The 16,862-nt window shown below is 61.8% G+C and carries 19 protein-coding genes; 3 read left to right on the forward strand and 16 right to left on the reverse strand.

All coding sequences use genetic code 11. The annotated features are described in order from the left end of the window. Positions 1-67 precede the first annotated feature (67 nt). The 14 genes from DSOUD_RS12580 to DSOUD_RS12645 all read right to left on the reverse strand — a co-directional run bounded on the left by DSOUD_RS12580 (position 68) and on the right by DSOUD_RS12645 (position 11,465). Complete coding sequence (locus tag DSOUD_RS12580) at positions 68-1,486, reverse strand: radical SAM protein (RefSeq protein ID WP_053551340.1); 1,419 nt, start codon at positions 1,484-1,486, stop codon at positions 68-70. A gap of 212 nt (positions 1,487-1,698) precedes the next feature. Next, positions 1,699-2,127 (reverse strand): FKBP-type peptidyl-prolyl cis-trans isomerase, encoded by a 429-nt coding sequence (locus tag DSOUD_RS12585; RefSeq protein WP_053551341.1) that lies wholly within the window; start codon positions 2,125-2,127, stop codon positions 1,699-1,701. 4 nt (positions 2,128-2,131) lie between these two features. Further along, positions 2,132-2,563 (reverse strand): macro domain-containing protein, encoded by a 432-nt coding sequence (locus DSOUD_RS12590; RefSeq protein WP_053551342.1) that lies wholly within the window; start codon positions 2,561-2,563, stop codon positions 2,132-2,134. After that, positions 2,560-2,865, reverse strand: coding sequence for a hypothetical protein (locus tag DSOUD_RS12595; protein ID WP_053551343.1), 306 nt, complete (start codon positions 2,863-2,865; stop codon positions 2,560-2,562). Before DSOUD_RS12595 ends, DSOUD_RS12590 begins: the two co-directional genes overlap by 4 nt. 38 nt (positions 2,866-2,903) lie before the next feature. After that, positions 2,904-3,149, reverse strand: a complete 246-nt coding sequence (locus DSOUD_RS12600) for a hypothetical protein (protein WP_053551344.1) — start codon at positions 3,147-3,149, stop codon at positions 2,904-2,906. Positions 3,150-3,277: 128 nt separating this feature from the next. Further along, positions 3,278-4,177, reverse strand: coding sequence for an ADP-ribosyl-[dinitrogen reductase] hydrolase (draG, locus tag DSOUD_RS12605; RefSeq protein ID WP_053551345.1), 900 nt, complete (start codon positions 4,175-4,177; stop codon positions 3,278-3,280). A gap of 191 nt (positions 4,178-4,368) precedes the next feature. Continuing rightward, complete coding sequence (locus DSOUD_RS12610) at positions 4,369-5,163, reverse strand: NAD(+)--dinitrogen-reductase ADP-D-ribosyltransferase (RefSeq protein ID WP_053551346.1); 795 nt, start codon at positions 5,161-5,163, stop codon at positions 4,369-4,371. A 5-nt stretch (positions 5,164-5,168) separates the two neighbouring features. Next, entirely contained in the window at positions 5,169-5,735 is a 567-nt protein-coding gene (locus tag DSOUD_RS12615; protein WP_082351264.1) for an ANTAR domain-containing response regulator, read from the reverse strand. Positions 5,736-5,916: 181 nt separating this feature from the next. Then, positions 5,917-6,375 carry an HAD domain-containing protein gene (locus tag DSOUD_RS12620; RefSeq protein WP_053551347.1) on the reverse strand — a complete coding sequence of 153 codons (459 nt, stop codon included), beginning with the start codon at positions 6,373-6,375 and terminating at the stop codon, positions 5,917-5,919. A 316-nt stretch (positions 6,376-6,691) separates the two neighbouring features. Continuing rightward, a complete protein-coding gene (locus DSOUD_RS12625; protein WP_053552387.1) occupies positions 6,692-7,630 on the reverse strand; it encodes a nucleoside recognition family protein in 939 nt (312 codons plus the stop codon). A 378-nt stretch (positions 7,631-8,008) separates the two neighbouring features. Beyond that, positions 8,009-8,497 carry a universal stress protein gene (locus DSOUD_RS12630; RefSeq protein ID WP_053551348.1) on the reverse strand — a complete coding sequence of 163 codons (489 nt, stop codon included), beginning with the start codon at positions 8,495-8,497 and terminating at the stop codon, positions 8,009-8,011. 117 nt (positions 8,498-8,614) lie between these two features. Next, positions 8,615-9,604 (reverse strand): TRAP transporter substrate-binding protein, encoded by a 990-nt coding sequence (locus tag DSOUD_RS12635; protein ID WP_053551349.1) that lies wholly within the window; start codon positions 9,602-9,604, stop codon positions 8,615-8,617. Positions 9,605-9,665: 61 nt separating this feature from the next. After that, the gene (locus tag DSOUD_RS12640) at positions 9,666-10,949 is read right to left on the reverse strand and encodes a TRAP transporter large permease (protein WP_053551350.1); all 1,284 of its coding nucleotides are present in this window, start codon (positions 10,947-10,949) and stop codon (positions 9,666-9,668) included. A 3-nt stretch (positions 10,950-10,952) separates the two neighbouring features. Further along, positions 10,953-11,465: a TRAP transporter small permease gene (locus DSOUD_RS12645; RefSeq protein ID WP_053551351.1), complete on the reverse strand. Its 513-nt coding sequence runs from the start codon at positions 11,463-11,465 to the stop codon at positions 10,953-10,955. A gap of 653 nt (positions 11,466-12,118) precedes the next feature. Here DSOUD_RS12645 and purB point away from each other — a divergent pair. From purB to DSOUD_RS12660, 3 genes are all read left to right on the forward strand, one after another. Further along, positions 12,119-13,474: an adenylosuccinate lyase gene (purB, locus tag DSOUD_RS12650; RefSeq protein ID WP_053551352.1), complete on the forward strand. Its 1,356-nt coding sequence runs from the start codon at positions 12,119-12,121 to the stop codon at positions 13,472-13,474. Between the two features lie 151 nt (positions 13,475-13,625). Beyond that, positions 13,626-14,825, forward strand: a complete 1,200-nt coding sequence (locus DSOUD_RS12655; RefSeq protein ID WP_053551353.1) for a GGDEF domain-containing protein — start codon at positions 13,626-13,628, stop codon at positions 14,823-14,825. A gap of 216 nt (positions 14,826-15,041) precedes the next feature. Next, the gene (locus tag DSOUD_RS12660) at positions 15,042-15,242 is read left to right on the forward strand and encodes a cold-shock protein (protein ID WP_053551354.1); all 201 of its coding nucleotides are present in this window, start codon (positions 15,042-15,044) and stop codon (positions 15,240-15,242) included. Between the two features lie 85 nt (positions 15,243-15,327). On the opposite strand, the gene DSOUD_RS12665 is transcribed toward DSOUD_RS12660, so the two are convergent. Then, positions 15,328-15,678, reverse strand: coding sequence for a DUF3135 domain-containing protein (locus DSOUD_RS12665; RefSeq protein ID WP_053551355.1), 351 nt, complete (start codon positions 15,676-15,678; stop codon positions 15,328-15,330). A gap of 141 nt (positions 15,679-15,819) precedes the next feature. Next, positions 15,820-16,713 carry an ATP-binding protein gene (locus DSOUD_RS12670; protein ID WP_053551356.1) on the reverse strand — a complete coding sequence of 298 codons (894 nt, stop codon included), beginning with the start codon at positions 16,711-16,713 and terminating at the stop codon, positions 15,820-15,822. Positions 16,714-16,862 lie beyond the last annotated feature (149 nt).

Raw genomic sequence — 16,862 nt, forward strand, 5'->3', positions numbered from 1 at the left:
GGCTTCAGCCGCGATCTATCGCGCCTAAAGGCGCTCCTACAATTAAAAATTAAGCCAGACCCTGCGGTCAGTAATAGTCCTGCAACCCCTCGGGGGTCCGTTCGTACCCGGCAAGTTCCGAGAGTGTCCCCTCGAATACCCCACCCTGGCCCCTGCCCTCACCGAGAAACGCCCCGGCGAAGGCGGCGATTTCGCCGTCGGAAAGTTCGAACTCTCGTCCGATCCGGGACCGTTCGATGACGACCTGTTTGCTTTCGCCGACTCTGACGGAGACGTAAGGATTGCGATAGGTCATGGCCGAAAGCTGCCGGGCCGCCGCGTAACCGATCAGGAGGCGGCAGTCGCCGAACTCCACCAGGGGCCAGAGGAGCGGGCTGAAGAGGAGCCGCTCCTTGGTGGTCCCGGAATTCCAGAGGGCGGAATCTCCCCCCATCTCGCGGAAGATCTCCCCCTGCCGTGCGACGGCTTCGGGAGCGCCGAGAAGGGTCAGGGTGCGGATGTAGCCGTTGCCGGTGAGGACTTCATGCCCCTTGAGGAGGAAGGGGGCGTTGCGCAGGCGCCCGGCGCGACCCTGGTAGCGGTTCTTGTAGACGAAGGAGCAGTAGTTGACCGGCAGGCCGAGTTTTCGATCGATGGAGAAGTTCAGGAGCTCGAGGGCGGCAAGCTCGGAGTCGAGGACGGTGACCTTCTCGCCGTGAAGGAAGGTGTAATCGCGCGCAGCGAGGTGGGGGTAGTTGTGGGAGGTCAGCCGAAGCTGATGGAGGTTGAGGTAATCGACGCCGGCTTCTCTCATCTCGATCATCCGTTCTTTGAGGAGCGGGAGATCTTCGGGGACGGCGGGAATCTCGACGGTGACGGTGGGGATGACGCCGACGGCCAGACGCAGCTTGTGCAGATGGTAGTCGGTGGCGCCGATGTCGAAGCGAATCTCGTCGAGGCCGGCATCGCGGAGCCGGGCGAGGATCTCGCCGTCGACCAGGGTGCCGTTGGTGTAGAGCCAGAGGTGGAGTCCGTCGCCGAAGCGTTTCTTGATCGCCGTGACGAAGGCGAGGGTGCGCGCCGGGGTGAGGAGGGGTTCGCCGCCGCTGATGCTGGCGCCGGCGAAGGCGAAACGCTCCAGATAGCCGACATAGTCGGCGGGCGTGCGGAATTCCACGGCGTTGGTGGTCGGCACTCCCGTGACATCCTGGGAGGTGGGGCAGTAGAAACAGCTGCAATTGCAGCGGCCGCTGATGAAGAGGCAGGACCAGCCCCCCTCGGTGCAGATCCGGCAGCCGGGAGAGAGGTCGGCGCAGTCGAGCTTGGTGCCGCCGAAGCCGCTCTCCACGCGCCCCTTTAGACCGGAGAGCACTCCTTCACGGCGCTCGGTTGCCCGCTGCGCCTCGTCGGGAGAAGGAAATCTCAGGGCCTCGTACCCCTCGCCGTATTCCTGCCGGTTCCCGGCGATCAGCCGGGCGCGCACATCCGCCGTCGTTTCAATCCCCATCCGACCTCCCTGCAACGAAAAGCACCCCCTTGCGGCAAAGCCGAAAAAGGGGGCGCAGACGGCAAACTATAGTCGAGTTCGACGCCGGGCGATAGGGATATTTTCGAGAGCTCGGAATCGGATTTTCCGCTCAACGATTACAGCAGCATGGAGAATCGGAGGGGCCGGGGCGGCGCGGGGTTTCGACCCCTCGGCGTCGAAATCTGCAAAGTCTACTCGATCTTCTCGACCTGCAGGGCGAAGGTCAGGTCGAGCCCGGCCAGGGCGTGGTTGCCGTCGAGAGTCACCTCTTTTTCGTCGACCAAAACCACCCGCATCACCAACTCCTCGCCGCTGCCGAGGCGGATCTGCATCGTTTGGCCGACCTTCGGTTCGAAACCGGCGGGGAGGCGCTCTCGTCGGAAGACTTTCATGTTTTCCTTTCGCCGCGGACCGTAGGCTTCTGAGGCCGGAATCAGCACGTTCTTCGCCTCGCCGACGGCCAGACCGCAAACCGCCGCCTCGAGGGCGGGAAAGACCTCGCCGGCGCCGAGAGTGAAGCGGAGCGCCCCCGCATCCTCGGTGCTGTCGAAGATCCGTCCGTTGTCGAGGGTGCCGATGTAGCGGATGCTCACCGTATCGCCGTTTTTGACCCGTCTCACAATGTCACTCCTTTTCGCTGATGATCAAAAAGCGCCCGTCGAAATGGCGCGCCAGAATCGGCTGCACCTCCGGCCACTGCAGCCCGCCGCCGCCGCACCCCGGCCGGGGGACGACCACGGTCGGCCACGAACGGGCGTCGGCGAGCGTCACAAGCTCGGCGCAGGAGCGCTCGATCATCCCCAACCCCGGCATCTCGTAGGGGGAGTTCTCCACGGGAAAGCTCACCAGGCCGTAACCGAGAGCGTGGACATGATTCCCCTCCTGCAGAATCAGCGCCCCGAGGACGGCCGGCAGCTCGGGGAAGCGCTCTTTGGCCTGGCGGGCGCAGCCGCGGGGCATGGCGCACTCCCCCCGCCGACTGACGGCGCCGCCGGTGGTGATGACCACCACGGCGAGGCCGAGATAATCCCAGAGATCCCCCCGGATCTCCCTCACCCCGTCTCCTCCGGACCGAGCAGGTCGCGCATCGTCCAGAAGAGGCAGTCGTAGACATCTTCGCGACTCTCGACGAAGCGCGGCACGCCGGCATTGAGAATTTCTTCGAGACGGTGCAATACCTGTCCGTCGGCGGTGCCGAGATCATTCATGACCGCCTCGAACATGGGGATGACCTCGTAAAGATCGTCCCGGTCGAAGGGGCGGGGATCGGGCTTGCCGCTGAACTTGGGGGACTCCCGCTGCGCCTTGTTCTTCGGATAGCGGTACTGCAGATCGGAGGGCTTGATTTGGACACCCATGGGCGACTCCTTGTGGATTTTGCTGCCGGATTTCCTCTTCAGGAACAGGAGGCGCAGCCCCCTGTTTTGGAGCAGCCGCTGCGGCAGAGGGTCTTGTCGGCCCCTTCCCGGACGGCGCGAAAGGCGTCCAGGCTCCGGGCGTCGACCGACCAGGTCCCCTCCTCCTCGGATCCGACGAGCATCCCCCGCTTGATATGCATCAGCACGTTCAGGGGGGTGGTCTGCAACAGCTCGGCGACCTCATTGATGGGGATCAGGAGCCCATCCTTTTTTTGTCCGGACATCGTTCGTCCCTCCTTTGGGGGTGATTTGGGTTGAAAAAGCCCGCAGGGGATCTCCCTGCGGGCTTCGTTGCCTGCCTTGCCGGACACCTCCTTGTGTCCGGTTTTTCAAATATTGCCTGGAGTAGGACTCAGGGGCGGCATAGGCCCCAGGGGGAAAGGCGCAGCAGCTCCTCGGCCTGGGCCGTCGCCTCGTCGCGCACCGCGCCATCGAGCTTTTTGAGCCAACGCGGCGGAATCGCGTCAAGGCCGTAGAAGGCGCCGGCGATCATCCCGGCGATGGCTCCGGTGGTGTCGGCGTCCCCCCCCTGATTCACCACGCCGACCAGGCATTCCTCGAAATCGGCGGTGGTGAAGAGATGGTGAAAGACGGTCTGCAAGGTATCGACCACGTAGGAGCCGGAGAGCCCCTTGTAATTATTGAAGCGAAAAGTGGAAAAACGCGCCACCAGGTCGCGGGTGACGGCATGAAGCTCGAAGCGGTCGCAGCCGAGCAGCGCCCGGTGCACCAGGGTGCCGATGGCGATGCAGGCGGCGTCGGAGAGGGGGTGGTTGTGGGTCAGACGGGCCTGCTCCAGGGCGCAGCGCTGCAGCAGGGCCTCGTCGCCGAGGGTGAAGAGGGCGACCGGCGCCATCCGCATCGCTGCGCCGTTGCCGGCGTCCCATTCGTTGGGCGGGGTCTGCAGCTGCCCCCGGGTCATGTAGTCGCGAATGCCGCGGCGGCAGGTCGAACCGATGTCCACCGGCTTGTTACGCATCCAGGCGACGAAGTTGTCGGCAATCCCCGTCAGATCCCACCCCTGCGCCGCAATCAGGGCCCGGCCGAGGGCCAGGGACATCTCGGTGTCGTCGGTCACCTGCCCCGCCTTGAGATAGAGCCAGCCGCCGCCGACGATCTTTTTATGGACCGTAAAGACGGCGCGGATCTCCGAAGGCGTCATGAACTCGGTGGTCGCCCCGAGGGCGTCGCCGACGGCCAGTCCGAGAAAAGCGGCGCGGGCACGAGAGTAGATTTCATCAGTACTGGTCATAGTATCCCATTACCACAGAGCCACAGAGACACAGAGGAACGCCAAAAAAACGGGTCAGATGAAGCAACGGCCCTCTGGACCTTATTCGATCCTCCCTTTTCAGGATATTTTCCAGATTGGCACATTTACCTCGAAGACTCGGTTTTTCATTGCTCTGTGTCTCCGTGCCTCTGTGGTTGAAGCATGCATCCTCATCCCCCCGTGAGCACCTTCACCTCGTACTCCCCGCCGATGACCAGCACCTCCCCTTCCCCCTTGAGGAGAGAGCGGGGCAGAAGATCGCCGCGAAAGAAGATCTTCACCAGCGGCACCTCGGCCGCGAGAACCCGGGTGCCGAACTCCCAGGCCCGCTCGAAATCGGTGGTGAAGGAGTTGAGGTTGTTGAGGCGCACCAGACAGCGGTTTTTCCCCAGTTCCTCGATGATGCGGTGCTCGGAGAAGTCGTTGATCCCCCGGTAGAGCCGCAGGTGAGTCTCCTGCGGCAGGAGCCGGCGCAGCTCCTCCTGGACGTATTCGTAGAGGACGTCGAACTGGGCGAGGATGGCGCTGGTGCGCGCCGATCCCTTCATCCGGCCGACGGTGTAGCGGTAATAAGCCTCCGAGTGGACCGTGTCGATCGCCTCGCCGTGAAAGGTGGGGGGGAGGCCGAGGCGGCTTTCGACCCACCCCTTGAGGACGGCGCCTTCGAGGGAGTTGGAGTCGAACATCCACCCCCGCAAAAAACGCAGATAGCTGTTTTTGAGGCTCTTGCGCCCCATGACCGAAGCCTCCCTCTCCCACTGGTGGAGCTGGAAGGTGACATCCATGTAATCGTGAAAGAGGGCGCCCCGCTCCTCCGGGGCATCGAGGGAAGCCAGGCGCTCGAAGAGGAGGCGGTTGGCGCGGCGCACCCCCTGGATCTCGAGGGTCTGGGGATTGCCGTTAAAGTGCCGGGAAGCGATGGCCCAGGGGGGGAGGTTGCAGAGGTTCATCGGGGTCGCTTCCATCGCCGTTATCCCTCCATGAGGAGAATGGCCTCGGCCACTTCCTTGAGGCTCTTGCGCTTGTCCATGGCGATCTTCTGCATGCGCCGGTAGGCCTCCGGCTCGCTGAGACCCTGTTTGATCAGGAGGAGCTTGGCCTTGTCGACGAGCTTGCGGGTCTCCTGGGCCTCCTTGAGTTTGGCGACCTCGTCGCGGAGACTCGAGACCTCGACGTACTGGTGAATCGCCAGGTCGACGGCGGCGTAGACCTGCTCGGCCCGGAACGGTTTCATCACGTAGTTCATCACTCCCGCCAGCCGCGCCCGCTCGATGGTCGCCGCATCCCCCGTCCCGGTGAGCATGACAATGGGAGAGGAGAGGGTTTTGCCTATTTTATCGGCAGCGGTGATGCCGTCGAGACCGGGCATCGACACATCCATGATGATCAACAACGGCTTTTTTGCCTCGGCCAGGGCAATGGCCTCGGCGCCGTTTCCCCCCTCGACGATCTCGTCGAAGCCGTAATCTACTAGGATCTCGGCAACCTGCCGCCGAATCAACGGTTCGTCATCCACAACCAGAGCAATTTTTTTCACAGGTGCACCTCCATTGAAGTTGTTCGATGAAATTGCATATAGGGTGCCGACTTATTCGGGCGCATAAAAAAGTGGAGGGACAAAACGGATGGGGGAGGATTTTGCCGGGGGGAGGGAAGGGAAAAATTGGGTGCGACAGATCCGCAAATTGGACCGGACGAGGACGGGCGGCGGGCGCCCTTCAGATTTGCGTGTCGCCGATATCCATCGCCAGCCGGTCGACGACCTCATTGAACTGGGAGGGGACCAGGCCGTAGCGCGGATCGGTTCTCACCAGATGCCGGTAGCAGGTTTCCATGTCGTTTCGATCGTCGAGGATCACAAAACCCATCACCGGCTCGGAGGTCTGCTTCAGCCACTCCCTGATTTCCGCCCCCCGCTGGCAATTCTCCAGACAGGGCGTCGCGCCGACGACCCGGTTGGTGGCGTGGACTCCCGCTTCGACGAGCAGGGTTTCCAACTCCTGGCACGTCGCCGCGATCCGCCACATGGACGTGACGACGATACTGACATCGGTGCTGTCGAGGATGGCGTTGAGGGCCTCGACGTTGGTGCGTTCAAAGAGTTCCCCCCTCTCCAGTGTCGCGGCAGTGTTGAGAACGGCGTCGAAATCCAGGAAGAGAACCTTTATTTCCCTCATTTTTCAGCCCTCCTTTCAGGAATATTTCCGGCGGCCCATCTTCCTGCCGGCCAGGCGTCAAACCCTGCAAAGCGTCCAGCAATATTTTACTGGGCCTCCAGGGCCGTTGAATCCTATCCTGAATTTTTCGATTTCATTTCCGCATCGATGCCTCCCCCGGAGGGTCCGTCTTTTTAGACGAACCTCCATGAGGATGTTTTCAGAATACACCATGCCGCACCCTTTTCAACCCCGCAATTCATCTCCTTTTTCCCTCTTATTTCCCTCCTCTTCCTGCAGATTGCGGCGGTCTCGCTTTGCCCTTTCTGTTGTCCGATCAAAAAATAAGCAGGTGAAGAATGCCGCGGATCAGCACCCCGACCGTCGCGCCGGCGACCGCCGGGCGGACCACCGAGGCGCAGCGGCTGCCGGCCGAGATCAGCACCGCCACTCCGACGATATCGAAGGGATTGATGATGAAACCGGCGAGGCGGTTGAATTCGGTCACGGTCATCGCCCCCTCCTTTAGGAGATCGAGGGTGACGCCCATCATCGCCGTCCCCCCGGCGAGAAATTTGGTGGCGATCGGCAGCACCGCCACCGCCGGGAGGCCGATGGCTCCCAGGGCCGGCGAGAGGAATTCTTCGAGGAGGGCGAGGGCGCCGATCCCCTTGAGGCCGTTGACCAGGCAGATGGCCAGGACCAGGATCGGAATGGCGCCGAGAACGATCTGCACCCCCTCCTGCCCCCCCTGAATCATCAGCGTCAGTGGCGACGAGGCCCACTTCGGTTTCTCGGGAGGGAGAATCCCGACCACCGAAGGATCGTGGTCGCGGGCCGAGCGGGCGAAGAGATAATAGGTGAGGGCCGCGGCGCAGAGCCCTCCGGCCAGGGACGTGAGGACGATGATGCTCAGGTCGAGCCCCACCGCCACCATGGGGAAGACGACGTTGGCCTGGCTCATGGTAAAGATCATCGCCAGGGTGGCGGCGATGGAGCGCCGGGCCGTGCCGTCCCTCTCCATGATCGACAGGGTGGCCAGCGGAGCGGCGAAACTGACAAGCAAGAGCTGGAGAATGGCGAAGGCCCCGGCGCCGGGGATGCCGAAAACCCTGAGGATCGGGGTGAGGAGGCGGGCGACCAGGGCGAGCCCCCCCTTGGCCTCCACCACCTTCATCAGCGCCATCATCACCACCATCACCGGCAGGAGGACGTAGAGCCCCAGTTCCACCGCCGACTTCCCCGAAACCAGAATGATCCTGACGACTTCTTCCAAAAGACCCTCCTCCAGGTGCTGCAGCGGATGAAGACAGGCGGCCAGATTACCACAGGGGAAGGGCGCTGCAAACCGCAGAAAAGGGGCGGGCTGCATCCCCTGCCCTGCATTCAGGCCATTCCGGCTTCCTGCTGAATCGATGTCATAAAAAAAGGCCCAGGGGAAAAGGGCCTCTCCCTTTTTCCCCTGAGCCTTTTTCAAGAAAAATCGTAACTATTCGTTTCCCTTACTCAATAGCACAGCATGTGGGCTGCAGCTGTTGCTTGCGGGAAGTTAAGTGACAACGTTGGACGCAGGCAATGGCTGCAGACAAAATGCGTTCGCTTAGGTGCTGACTAGTTACGAAAAATCCTCATCGCCGCTTATAGGCTGCCCTGTTCAGGGCGTCAGCGGCACCACGAAAACCGGGCGCGTCGACTTGCGCAGCACCTTTTCTGCGACACTGCCGAGAAAGGTGTATTCCACCGCCCCCTTGCCATGGGTGCCGAGGATGATGACGTCAGCCTCGATCCGATCGGCCTCGAGGAGGATCTGGGCGACGGGATGACCATGGAGAACTTCGATGCCGGCAATCCGGTCGAGATCCTCGGGATGATCGGCGAGTTCTTCCCGGGCAAAGGTTTCCAGCCTTTTCTTCATTTCGTCCCGGGCCTCGTCCTCATGCTGTTTTTCGAAATGGGCAAGGCTCCCCGCTCCCATGACGGTCGAAACGTACGTGCGCACCGCCGCGTCGACCTCGGGGACGACGTGGAGGAGGTGCAGTCGGGCATTGTTGCGCCGGGCCATCATCACGGCATGCTTGAAGGCATGCACCGCATTCGAGGTGAGATCGGTGGCAATGAGGATATTACGGTAATTGGGCAGCATGGCGCTCTCCTTGAGACGAATCGTTCCCCTTCCAGTCTACCATCCCTCGCCGGGAGCAGGGCCCGGCCAAAGAAAAGGGAGGCCAGGCCTCCCTTTTCTCCGTGACCCAAACGATCGTTACTTTCCTTCGGCGATGGCGCCGTCGATCAGATCCTTGCCGATCGTGTCATAGAACTCGGGATAGATGGCGACCATCTTCGCCTTCCAGAGCTTGCGCTGGGCGGGGGTCAGTTCATGAACCGCGGTTTTCCCCGACTCCTTGACCTTTTCCAGGTAGGTAATGTCCATGTCGAGGGCCAGCTTGTTGCCGTAGACGGTCGCTTCCTTCATGGCCTGGGTGATGAGTTCCCGCTGCTGGTCGTCGAGGGATTTCCAGAACATCTTGTTGGTGACCACCAGGTAGCCGAGGTAGCCGTGATTGGACAGGGTCAGGTCGGTCTGCACTTCGTGGAACTTCTTGGTGTAGAAGTTGGAAAGGGGGTTCTCGGCGGCGTCGACCACACCCTGCTGCAGGGCGCTGTAGACTTCGGAAAAGGGGAGAACCTGGGGATTGGCACCGACCACCTTGAATTGCTCCTCGAGCACCTTGGAGGACATGATGCGGAACTTCAGTCCGGCGGCATCCTCGGGAACGAGGATCGGCTTGTTGGCGGAGAACTGCTTGAACCCGCTGTCCCAGAAGGAGAGACCGACCAGAGCCTTTTTGCCGACTGCATCCTTGAGTTGCTGACCGACATTCCCCTCGAGAACGCGGTGCAGGTGATCGGCGTCGTCAAAGAGGAAGGGGAGATCGACGAGCTGCAACTGGGGGGCGAACTTGGTGAACTTGGAAAAGCTCGGCGCCGCCATCTGCACGGCGTTGGTCATCAGCGGAGTCATGACGTCGTTGTCGTTGAACAGCGACGAGTTGGGATAGACCTCGACGATGATGTCGCCCTTGGAGCGCTCTTCGACGAGTTTCTTGAAAAACTCGGCCGCCTGCCCCTTGGGGGTGTCGACGGCGACGACATGGCTGAACTTGATGACGACCGGCTTCTTGGCGAAGGCCGGGGCGACCGCCAGGAGCAGAACGACCAGGCTGATCATGAGCAGTTTGAGATGACGCATGCTTTCCTCCTCTGTTGGGTGATGAATCCTGATTGGACGCGTATTTTCCTAGGGGGCGAACCTAGCTGCCGTACATGAGATTCGGCAGCCAAAGGGAGATCGCCGGGACGTAGGTGATGACTAGCAGCCCGACCAGCAGAACGAAAAACCAGGGGATGGCGGCCTTGACCACCTCGCCGAGACTCTCCCCGGAAATGCCGCTGGCCACGAAGAGGTTGAGTCCCACCGGCGGGGTCAGCATGCCGACTTCCATGTTGACGGTGACGATGATTCCGAGGTGGATCGGGTCGATGCCGAGCTGCATCGCCACCGGGAAGATGAGGGGGGCGATGATCATGATCAGGCTCGAAGGTTCCATGAAGTTGCCGGCCGCCAGGAGGAGGACGTTGACGACGACAAGGAACATGACCTTGTTGAGGTTCATGTCGATGATCCAGGCCGCCAGCTGCTGGGGGATCTGCTCGATGGTCAGCAGGTAGGCAAACACCATGGCGTTGGCGATGATGAACATGATCATCGCCGCCGTGGAGGCCGACCCCTTGATGACCTCGGGAATCTGCTTCCAGGAGAGATCGCCGTAGATGAACTTGACGACCAGAAAGCCGTAAACGGCGGAAACGGCGGCGGCTTCCGTGGGGGTGAAGAGACCGCCGTAGATTCCGCCGATGATGATGACGACGACGAAAAGCCCCCAGGAGGCGTCCTTGAAGCTGGCCCAGACCTCGGAGAAGGGAGCGCGCTGCGTCTTCTTGAAGCCGCCGCGAACCGCCGCGATGTAGGTGAAGACCATGAGCGCGCCGCCGAGGAGGATCCCGGGAACCACGCCGGCCATGAAGAGCCGGCCGATGGACTGATCGACGGTGACCCCGTAGACGATGAGGACGATGGAGGGGGGGATGAGAATCCCCAACGAGCCGGCGCAGACGATGGAGCCGATGGAGAAGGAGTTGCTGTAGCCGTCCTCCTTGATGGCGCCGATCATGATCGAGCCGATGGCGGCCACCGTCGCCGGCGAGGAGCCGCTCACCGCGGCGAAGATGATGCAGGCGAAAATCGCCGACATCGGCAGGCCGCCGGGGAGATGGCCGACCACCGAGCGGGCGAAGCGGATGATCCGTTTTGCCGCTCCCCCCTGGGAGAGGAAGTTCCCGGCCAGGACGAAGAGGGGGATCGCCATCAGGGCGAACTTGTCGAGGGAGGTGAACATCTGGGAAGCGATGACCAGGGTCGGCTGATCGGTGAAGAAGAGGAGGATCAGCGTCGTGGAAAGGCCCAGGGCCACGGCGATCGGCACCCCCATGAAGAGGAGGCCGAAGAGAAGAATGAAGAGGAGAAGAGTCGCCATTGTCTAGTGCTCCTTCATGACCATGTCGTAACTGAACTGATCACCGGGGACCCGCAGCGTCTTGATCAGCTTGAGCAGGACCTGGTAGGACGCAATGGCCATGGAGATCGGCACGCAGAGATAGATGATCCAGTAGGAGAGTTCGAGATCGACGGAGACCATCTCCATCATGTGATTGAACATGACGAAGTCGTACCCCCAGACCATCAGACAGAGGAGGTAGCCGAGGATGATCAGCAGGGAGAGGGAGAGGACCCATTTGGCGACTTTCGGCCGCAATTTCTGGATGAGCACCGTCACGCCCAGATGCATGCCGATCTTGAAGCCGTAGGCGGCCCCGAAGAGGGCGCTCCAGATGAAGAGGTAGGAGGTCAATTCCCCGGCCCAGGTCAGCGACATGTTGAAGACATAGCGCAGCACCACGTTGAAGAAGGCCACCAGCGTCGCCACGGACATGGTGACCACCATCACGGTGGTGCTGAAGTACTCAAGATATCGGTCCAGTTTTTCGAACATCGGCTGTAAAGTCTCCTTCCTTGGGAGGGGGTATTCGGCGGCGGCACGGCCCGGGTCAGGGGTCAGGAGCAAAAAAACGCTGCGGGGAAAAGGATCATGACAGAACGCCGGTCGCAGGGAGGGCATAGCAACAAGAATGCCACCGACGGTAATTACAAAACAAAGTTTTGATTTTGGCACCCGACTTGCGACGTCCGGCAAGTTCCGGAGAAGGACGAATGCCCCCCGCATGGGAAAGCGGTTCCGGACCCCTCGGAATCCGCCGCAGAACGGGAGTCGGGGAACCTGGCCTGTGCAGTCACCTTCGCGACTCCTTCGACCGGCAAAAAATCCGCCGTTTTATATATCCTGCTCCCTCCCGTACCGCCCGGCAAAAATATCCGTCCGGACATGTTAAAAATTACTGACAAACAAAAATCGTTCTTATTTTTTGAATAGAGGGAGACATGGGGATGAAATCCCCCGGCCCGATTCGGCCAAAATAAACCAGGTATGGCGGTTTTCAGCCACAGGTTCGGTCCAGGGGGCGTCCCGGCCGGGCCGGGGAGAGAAGGGGGAGAAAAGAACCGATCCGGCGCTACGCATTTAGATTTGCAGAACCGCCGCCGCTTGGGCTATATTGCCGGCCAATCACAAGCCAAGGAGAGATCGCCATGATCACGGCCATCAGCCCCATTGACGGGCGATACGCATCGAAGGTCACCGCACTGACCGAATGTTTTTCCGAATATGCCCTTTTGCGCAACCGGGTCCGGGTGGAAATCGCCTGGCTCCTGGCCCTGTGCGCCGAGCCCGGAATCCCCGAATGCCGCCCGGTGAGCGAGGCCGAAGAGGAGGCGCTGCGCGCCATCGTCGCGCGCTTCACCCCGGCCGAAGGGGAGAAGATCAAGGCGATCGAGGCCGTCACCAACCACGACGTCAAGGCGGTGGAATACTATCTCAAGGAAGAGCTCGACGGGACGTCCCTGGAGGATCTCTCCGAGTTTATCCACTTCGCCTGCACCTCCGAGGACATCAACAACCTCTCCCACGCCCTGATGCTCAAGGACGGCCTCGCCGCCCTGGCGACCCAGCAGAGGCAGATCATCGCCGGGATCTCGGCCCTGGCCCGCCAGTTTCGCGACGTGCCGATGCTCGCCCGCACCCACGGACAGACCGCCTCGCCGACCACCCTCGGCAAGGAACTGGCGGTCTTCGCCGCGCGCCTGCAGAGGCAAAGCAACAGCCTCGCCGCCGTGGATATCCTCGGCAAGCTCAACGGCGCCGTCGGCAACTTCAACGCCCATCTCAGCGCCTACCCGCAGGTCGACTGGGTCGCCCTGACCCGCGGGGTGATCGAAACCGACCTGGGGCTGAAGCAGAACCTCTTCACCACCCAGATCGAGCCCCACGACTACATGGCTGAGATGTTCGACGCCCTCTCCCGCTGGAACACCATCCTCACCGACTTCAACCGCGACGTCTGGACCTACATCTCCATGGCCTATTTCGGCCAGAAGACCGTCAAGGGGGAGATCGGCTCCTCGACCATGCCCCACAAGGTCAATCCCATCGACTTCGAAAACTCCGAGGGGAACTGCGGCCTGGCCAACGCCATCTTCGGCCACCTCTCCGCCAAGCTCCCCGTCTCCCGGCTGCAGCGTGACCTCACCGACTCGACGGTGCTGCGCAACATGGGGGTCGGCTTCGGCTACAGCATGATCGCCTACAGCTCGGCCCTCAAGGGGATTGGCAAACTCAAGCTCAACGAGGCGAAGCTCGCCGCCGATCTTGATCAGGCCTGGGAGGTCCTCGCCGAGCCGATCCAGACGGTGATGCGCAAGGCCGGCATCGAGAAGCCCTACGAAAAACTCAAGGAACTGACCCGGGGCAACGTCATGGACAAAAACACCATCCGCGCCTTCATTCAGGGTCTGGACCTGGATCGCGCCGACAAGGAACGGCTCCTGGAGATGACCCCGGCCAGCTACACCGGAATGGCCGCCGAGATCGTCGACCTCCTCGACTGATCCCCCGGCCCTTTTCCCTTCGCGGCAACAGGCCGGCCGGCAACGGGCCGGCCTGTTGCGTCTGCCGCGGTCGCACGCACCGGAAATAAATACACAGGGGTATCATGGCCGGCACTGATCGCCCGTCGGCTTTCTTGGGAGTCTAGAGTCCTTGCGCTTTTTCCTTTCCCGGCTGATCTATCCTTTTCTCCTCCCCAACGGCCTCCTCTTTGCCGCCGCCGTCCTCGGCCTCTCTGTCGCCCCCCAATTCCCTCCCCTTGCCCCTTACTTGAGCGTCTTCCCCGCCGCCGTTCTCGGCGTCGGACTCATTCTCGGCTGGCGCTTCAATTCCACCCGACTGATCTTCGCCCTGCTGCTACTGGCGATGGCCGACGCCCTTCTCGGCCTCCGCGGCGCCGCCGCCCCCTTCGTCCACAACGCCCTGGCCTGCGCCCTCCCCCTCAATCTCCTCGGGGTCGCCCTGCTGGCCGAGCGCGGGTTGGTGAACCGGCGCGGCGCCCTGGTTTTGGGGGTGTTGTTGACGCAACTTGCCGCCGGGGCCTGGCTCGCCGCCCGTCCTATGATACGTGCCACCGCCTGGCTGGAAAGCGACTTCGTCCACCTCCCCTTTCTCGACCGCCTCCCTCTGGCCCAGCCGGCCCTGGCCGCCTTTGCCCTCGCCCTGCTCGTTTTGGCCTTCCGCTTCTATCGCAACCCCGCCCCCCTCGAGGGGGGCTTTCTCTGGGCGTTGCTGGCGATGCCCATCGCTCTTACCAGCGTGCCCTCCCCGACCCTGCATCTGGCGGCAGCCGGTTTCATTCTGGTCGTCGGGGTCATCGAGAACTCCCACGCCATGGCCTATCGTGACGACCTCACCGGCCTTCCGGGGCGCCGCGCGCTCAACGAGGCCCTCGCCCGGCTCGGCAGCCGCTATACTCTGGCCATGGTCGACATCGATCATTTCAAGAAGTTCAACGACAAGCACGGGCACGACGTCGGCGACCAGGTGTTGCGCATGGTGGCCGGACGCCTGGCCGCCGTCACCGGCGGAGGAAAGGCCTTTCGCTACGGCGGCGAGGAGTTTTCCGTGATCTTTCCCCGCAAGGCCGTGGAGGAAGCCCTCCCCCACCTCGAAGCGCTGCGCGAGGCCGTTGCCGGCGCCCGCTTTCACCACCGCGGCAAGGACCGTCCGAAGAAAAAGCCGGCCCGTCCCCGCCCTTCCCCCCCCAGGGAAAAGACCCTGAGCGTGACCATCAGCATCGGCGCCGCCGAGAAGACCGGTCAGCGGGGGGCCAGCAGCCAGGTGCTCAAGGCGGCCGACCAGGCTCTCTACCGGGCGAAAAAAGCGGGGCGCAACCAGGTTTGCGACTGAAAATCAAGAAAAGAATAATAAGCCTTGCGCCGTCCATCCCGGCTGTGATAGGGTGCTCGACATTGTGCAGGTCTGCATATTTTTCGCCCAACAGATCGACAGAGTGTCGATCAGAAGGAAAGCATGAGAGCCCGTCTCGGCTCATGTTTGTGCTATCAGCAGCGATTCGGACTTGCAGTACTAAAAGGTTCCCTCGGGGAACATGGAGCAAAGAAAATGGCTGAAGGCACTATCAAGTGGTTCAACGACGCAAAAGGGTTTGGTTTCATCGAGCAGGACAACGGTCCTGACGTTTTCGTTCACTTTTCCGAAATCCAGGGCGAAGGATTCAAATCCCTCGCTGAAGGCGATCGCGTTTCCTTTGAAGTGACTCAGGGCCAGAAAGGCCCCCAGTCCTCCAATGTGCGGAAGATCTAAGTAAGACGATCGCCCCATAGTGAAACAAAAAAAGCCCCGCGCATTTGCGCGGGGCTTTTTTGTACCCGAACCGGAAGGAAACCCTTCAATGTTTCTGCCGTGAAACCGGAAAAGGGATAATCCGCGATTGGGAGCGGCATTGCTGGCGCTCCTCGCAAACGGACCAGGGGTCGTTGAGCGCCGCGACGAGGCGGTCCACGGACTCCCAGAGCATGTCCATCATCTCAACCATCCGCCCCAGGGGATTTGAATGCAGTGCCAGCCGCGAATCGACGACGAACTGCAGCCCCCTGGCCCGTGGCTGGTCCTCGGGGGGGAAATCGGCGATGACGCTTTCGATGAGCTCCCGGGCCAGGACCTCAAAGCGTTCGGGATCCTTTGCATAGAGACCGTCCAGTTCCCCCAGCCTGCGGAGGATTTCCTCGTTGGCAGCCATGGACACCTCCCCGTCGGCGCAAACGGTTTGCACTTTCAGTATACCAATTTACCGGAAAAGTCCTCTCCTCCCCCGTCAAAAAGGGAGGGGCGGCCCGCTGGACCGCCCCCGTCAATGCCGTAGTTCGTGCCGGATCCCGACTCAGGCGCCGGCGCGCTGGAGAAGGGTGCGCCCGACCCAGTTCTTGGTGAACTGGAAGGCGGTGCGGCCGCAGCGCTTGCTCTTGTCGTGGGACCACCGGATGGCCTCCTCCTCGAGGGCGCGGCTCCAGGGGAGCTCGACCCCCCGGGCGCGGGCCTCGCGCTCGACGCAGAGGCGGACGGCGTCGATGTAGCGTTCCTGGCTGAAGACGTGGAAGGCGATCCAGAGCCCGAAGCGGTCGGAGAGGGAGACCTTCTCCTCCATCGCCTCGCTCTGCTGCAGCTCCCCCTTGACGTACTTGCCGCCGAGGTTGTCCGTCTCGTATTCGGGGAGGAGGTGGCGACGGTTGGAGGTGACGTAGATGAGGACGTTTTCCGGGGCCGAGTAGACCGAACCGTCCAGAGCGCTCTTGAGCATCTTGTAACTGAGCTCGCCGACCTCGAAGGTCAGGTCGTCGCAGAGGAGGATGAAGCGGTAGGGCTGGTTTTCCACCGCGGTGAAAATCTCAGAGAGGTAGATCAGGTCTTCCTTCTCCACCTGGATCACCCGCAGCCCCTCGGGGGCGAAGCGGTTGAGGAGGGCCTTGACCAGGGACGACTTGCCGGTACCGCGGGAACCCCAGAGAAGGGCGTTGTTGGCGGGGAGACCGGCGAGAAACTGGCGGGTGTTGCTGATCATCACCTCTTTTTGCTGTTCGACCCCGAGGAGTTCGTCGAGGGTGGTGGTGTCGGTGACCTTGACCGGTTCCAGATACCCGGAAAAGGAATGGCGACGCCAGTTGGCCGCCGGACAGGAGCTCCAGTCGACGGGCTTGGCCGCCTTGGGGAGGAGCATTTCGACGGAGCCGAGGACACGTTCGAGTTGGGCGACGACTTCGGGTTTAAGATTGAGCATGGGTTTTCCTCTCTGCTGGAATGATAGGGGCACTCCCCCGCGTCCGCAGATGAGGTGGAGTCTTCATCTTCCAGGGGATTCCACCGATGGCCAAAAAGGATGAACATGAGCTAAAAGCCCGTAAAACAACCGTTAAAACGGCCACCCTG

Source organism: Desulfuromonas soudanensis (assembly GCF_001278055.1).
Lineage (GTDB): Bacteria > Desulfobacterota > Desulfuromonadia > Desulfuromonadales > WTL > Deferrimonas > Deferrimonas soudanensis.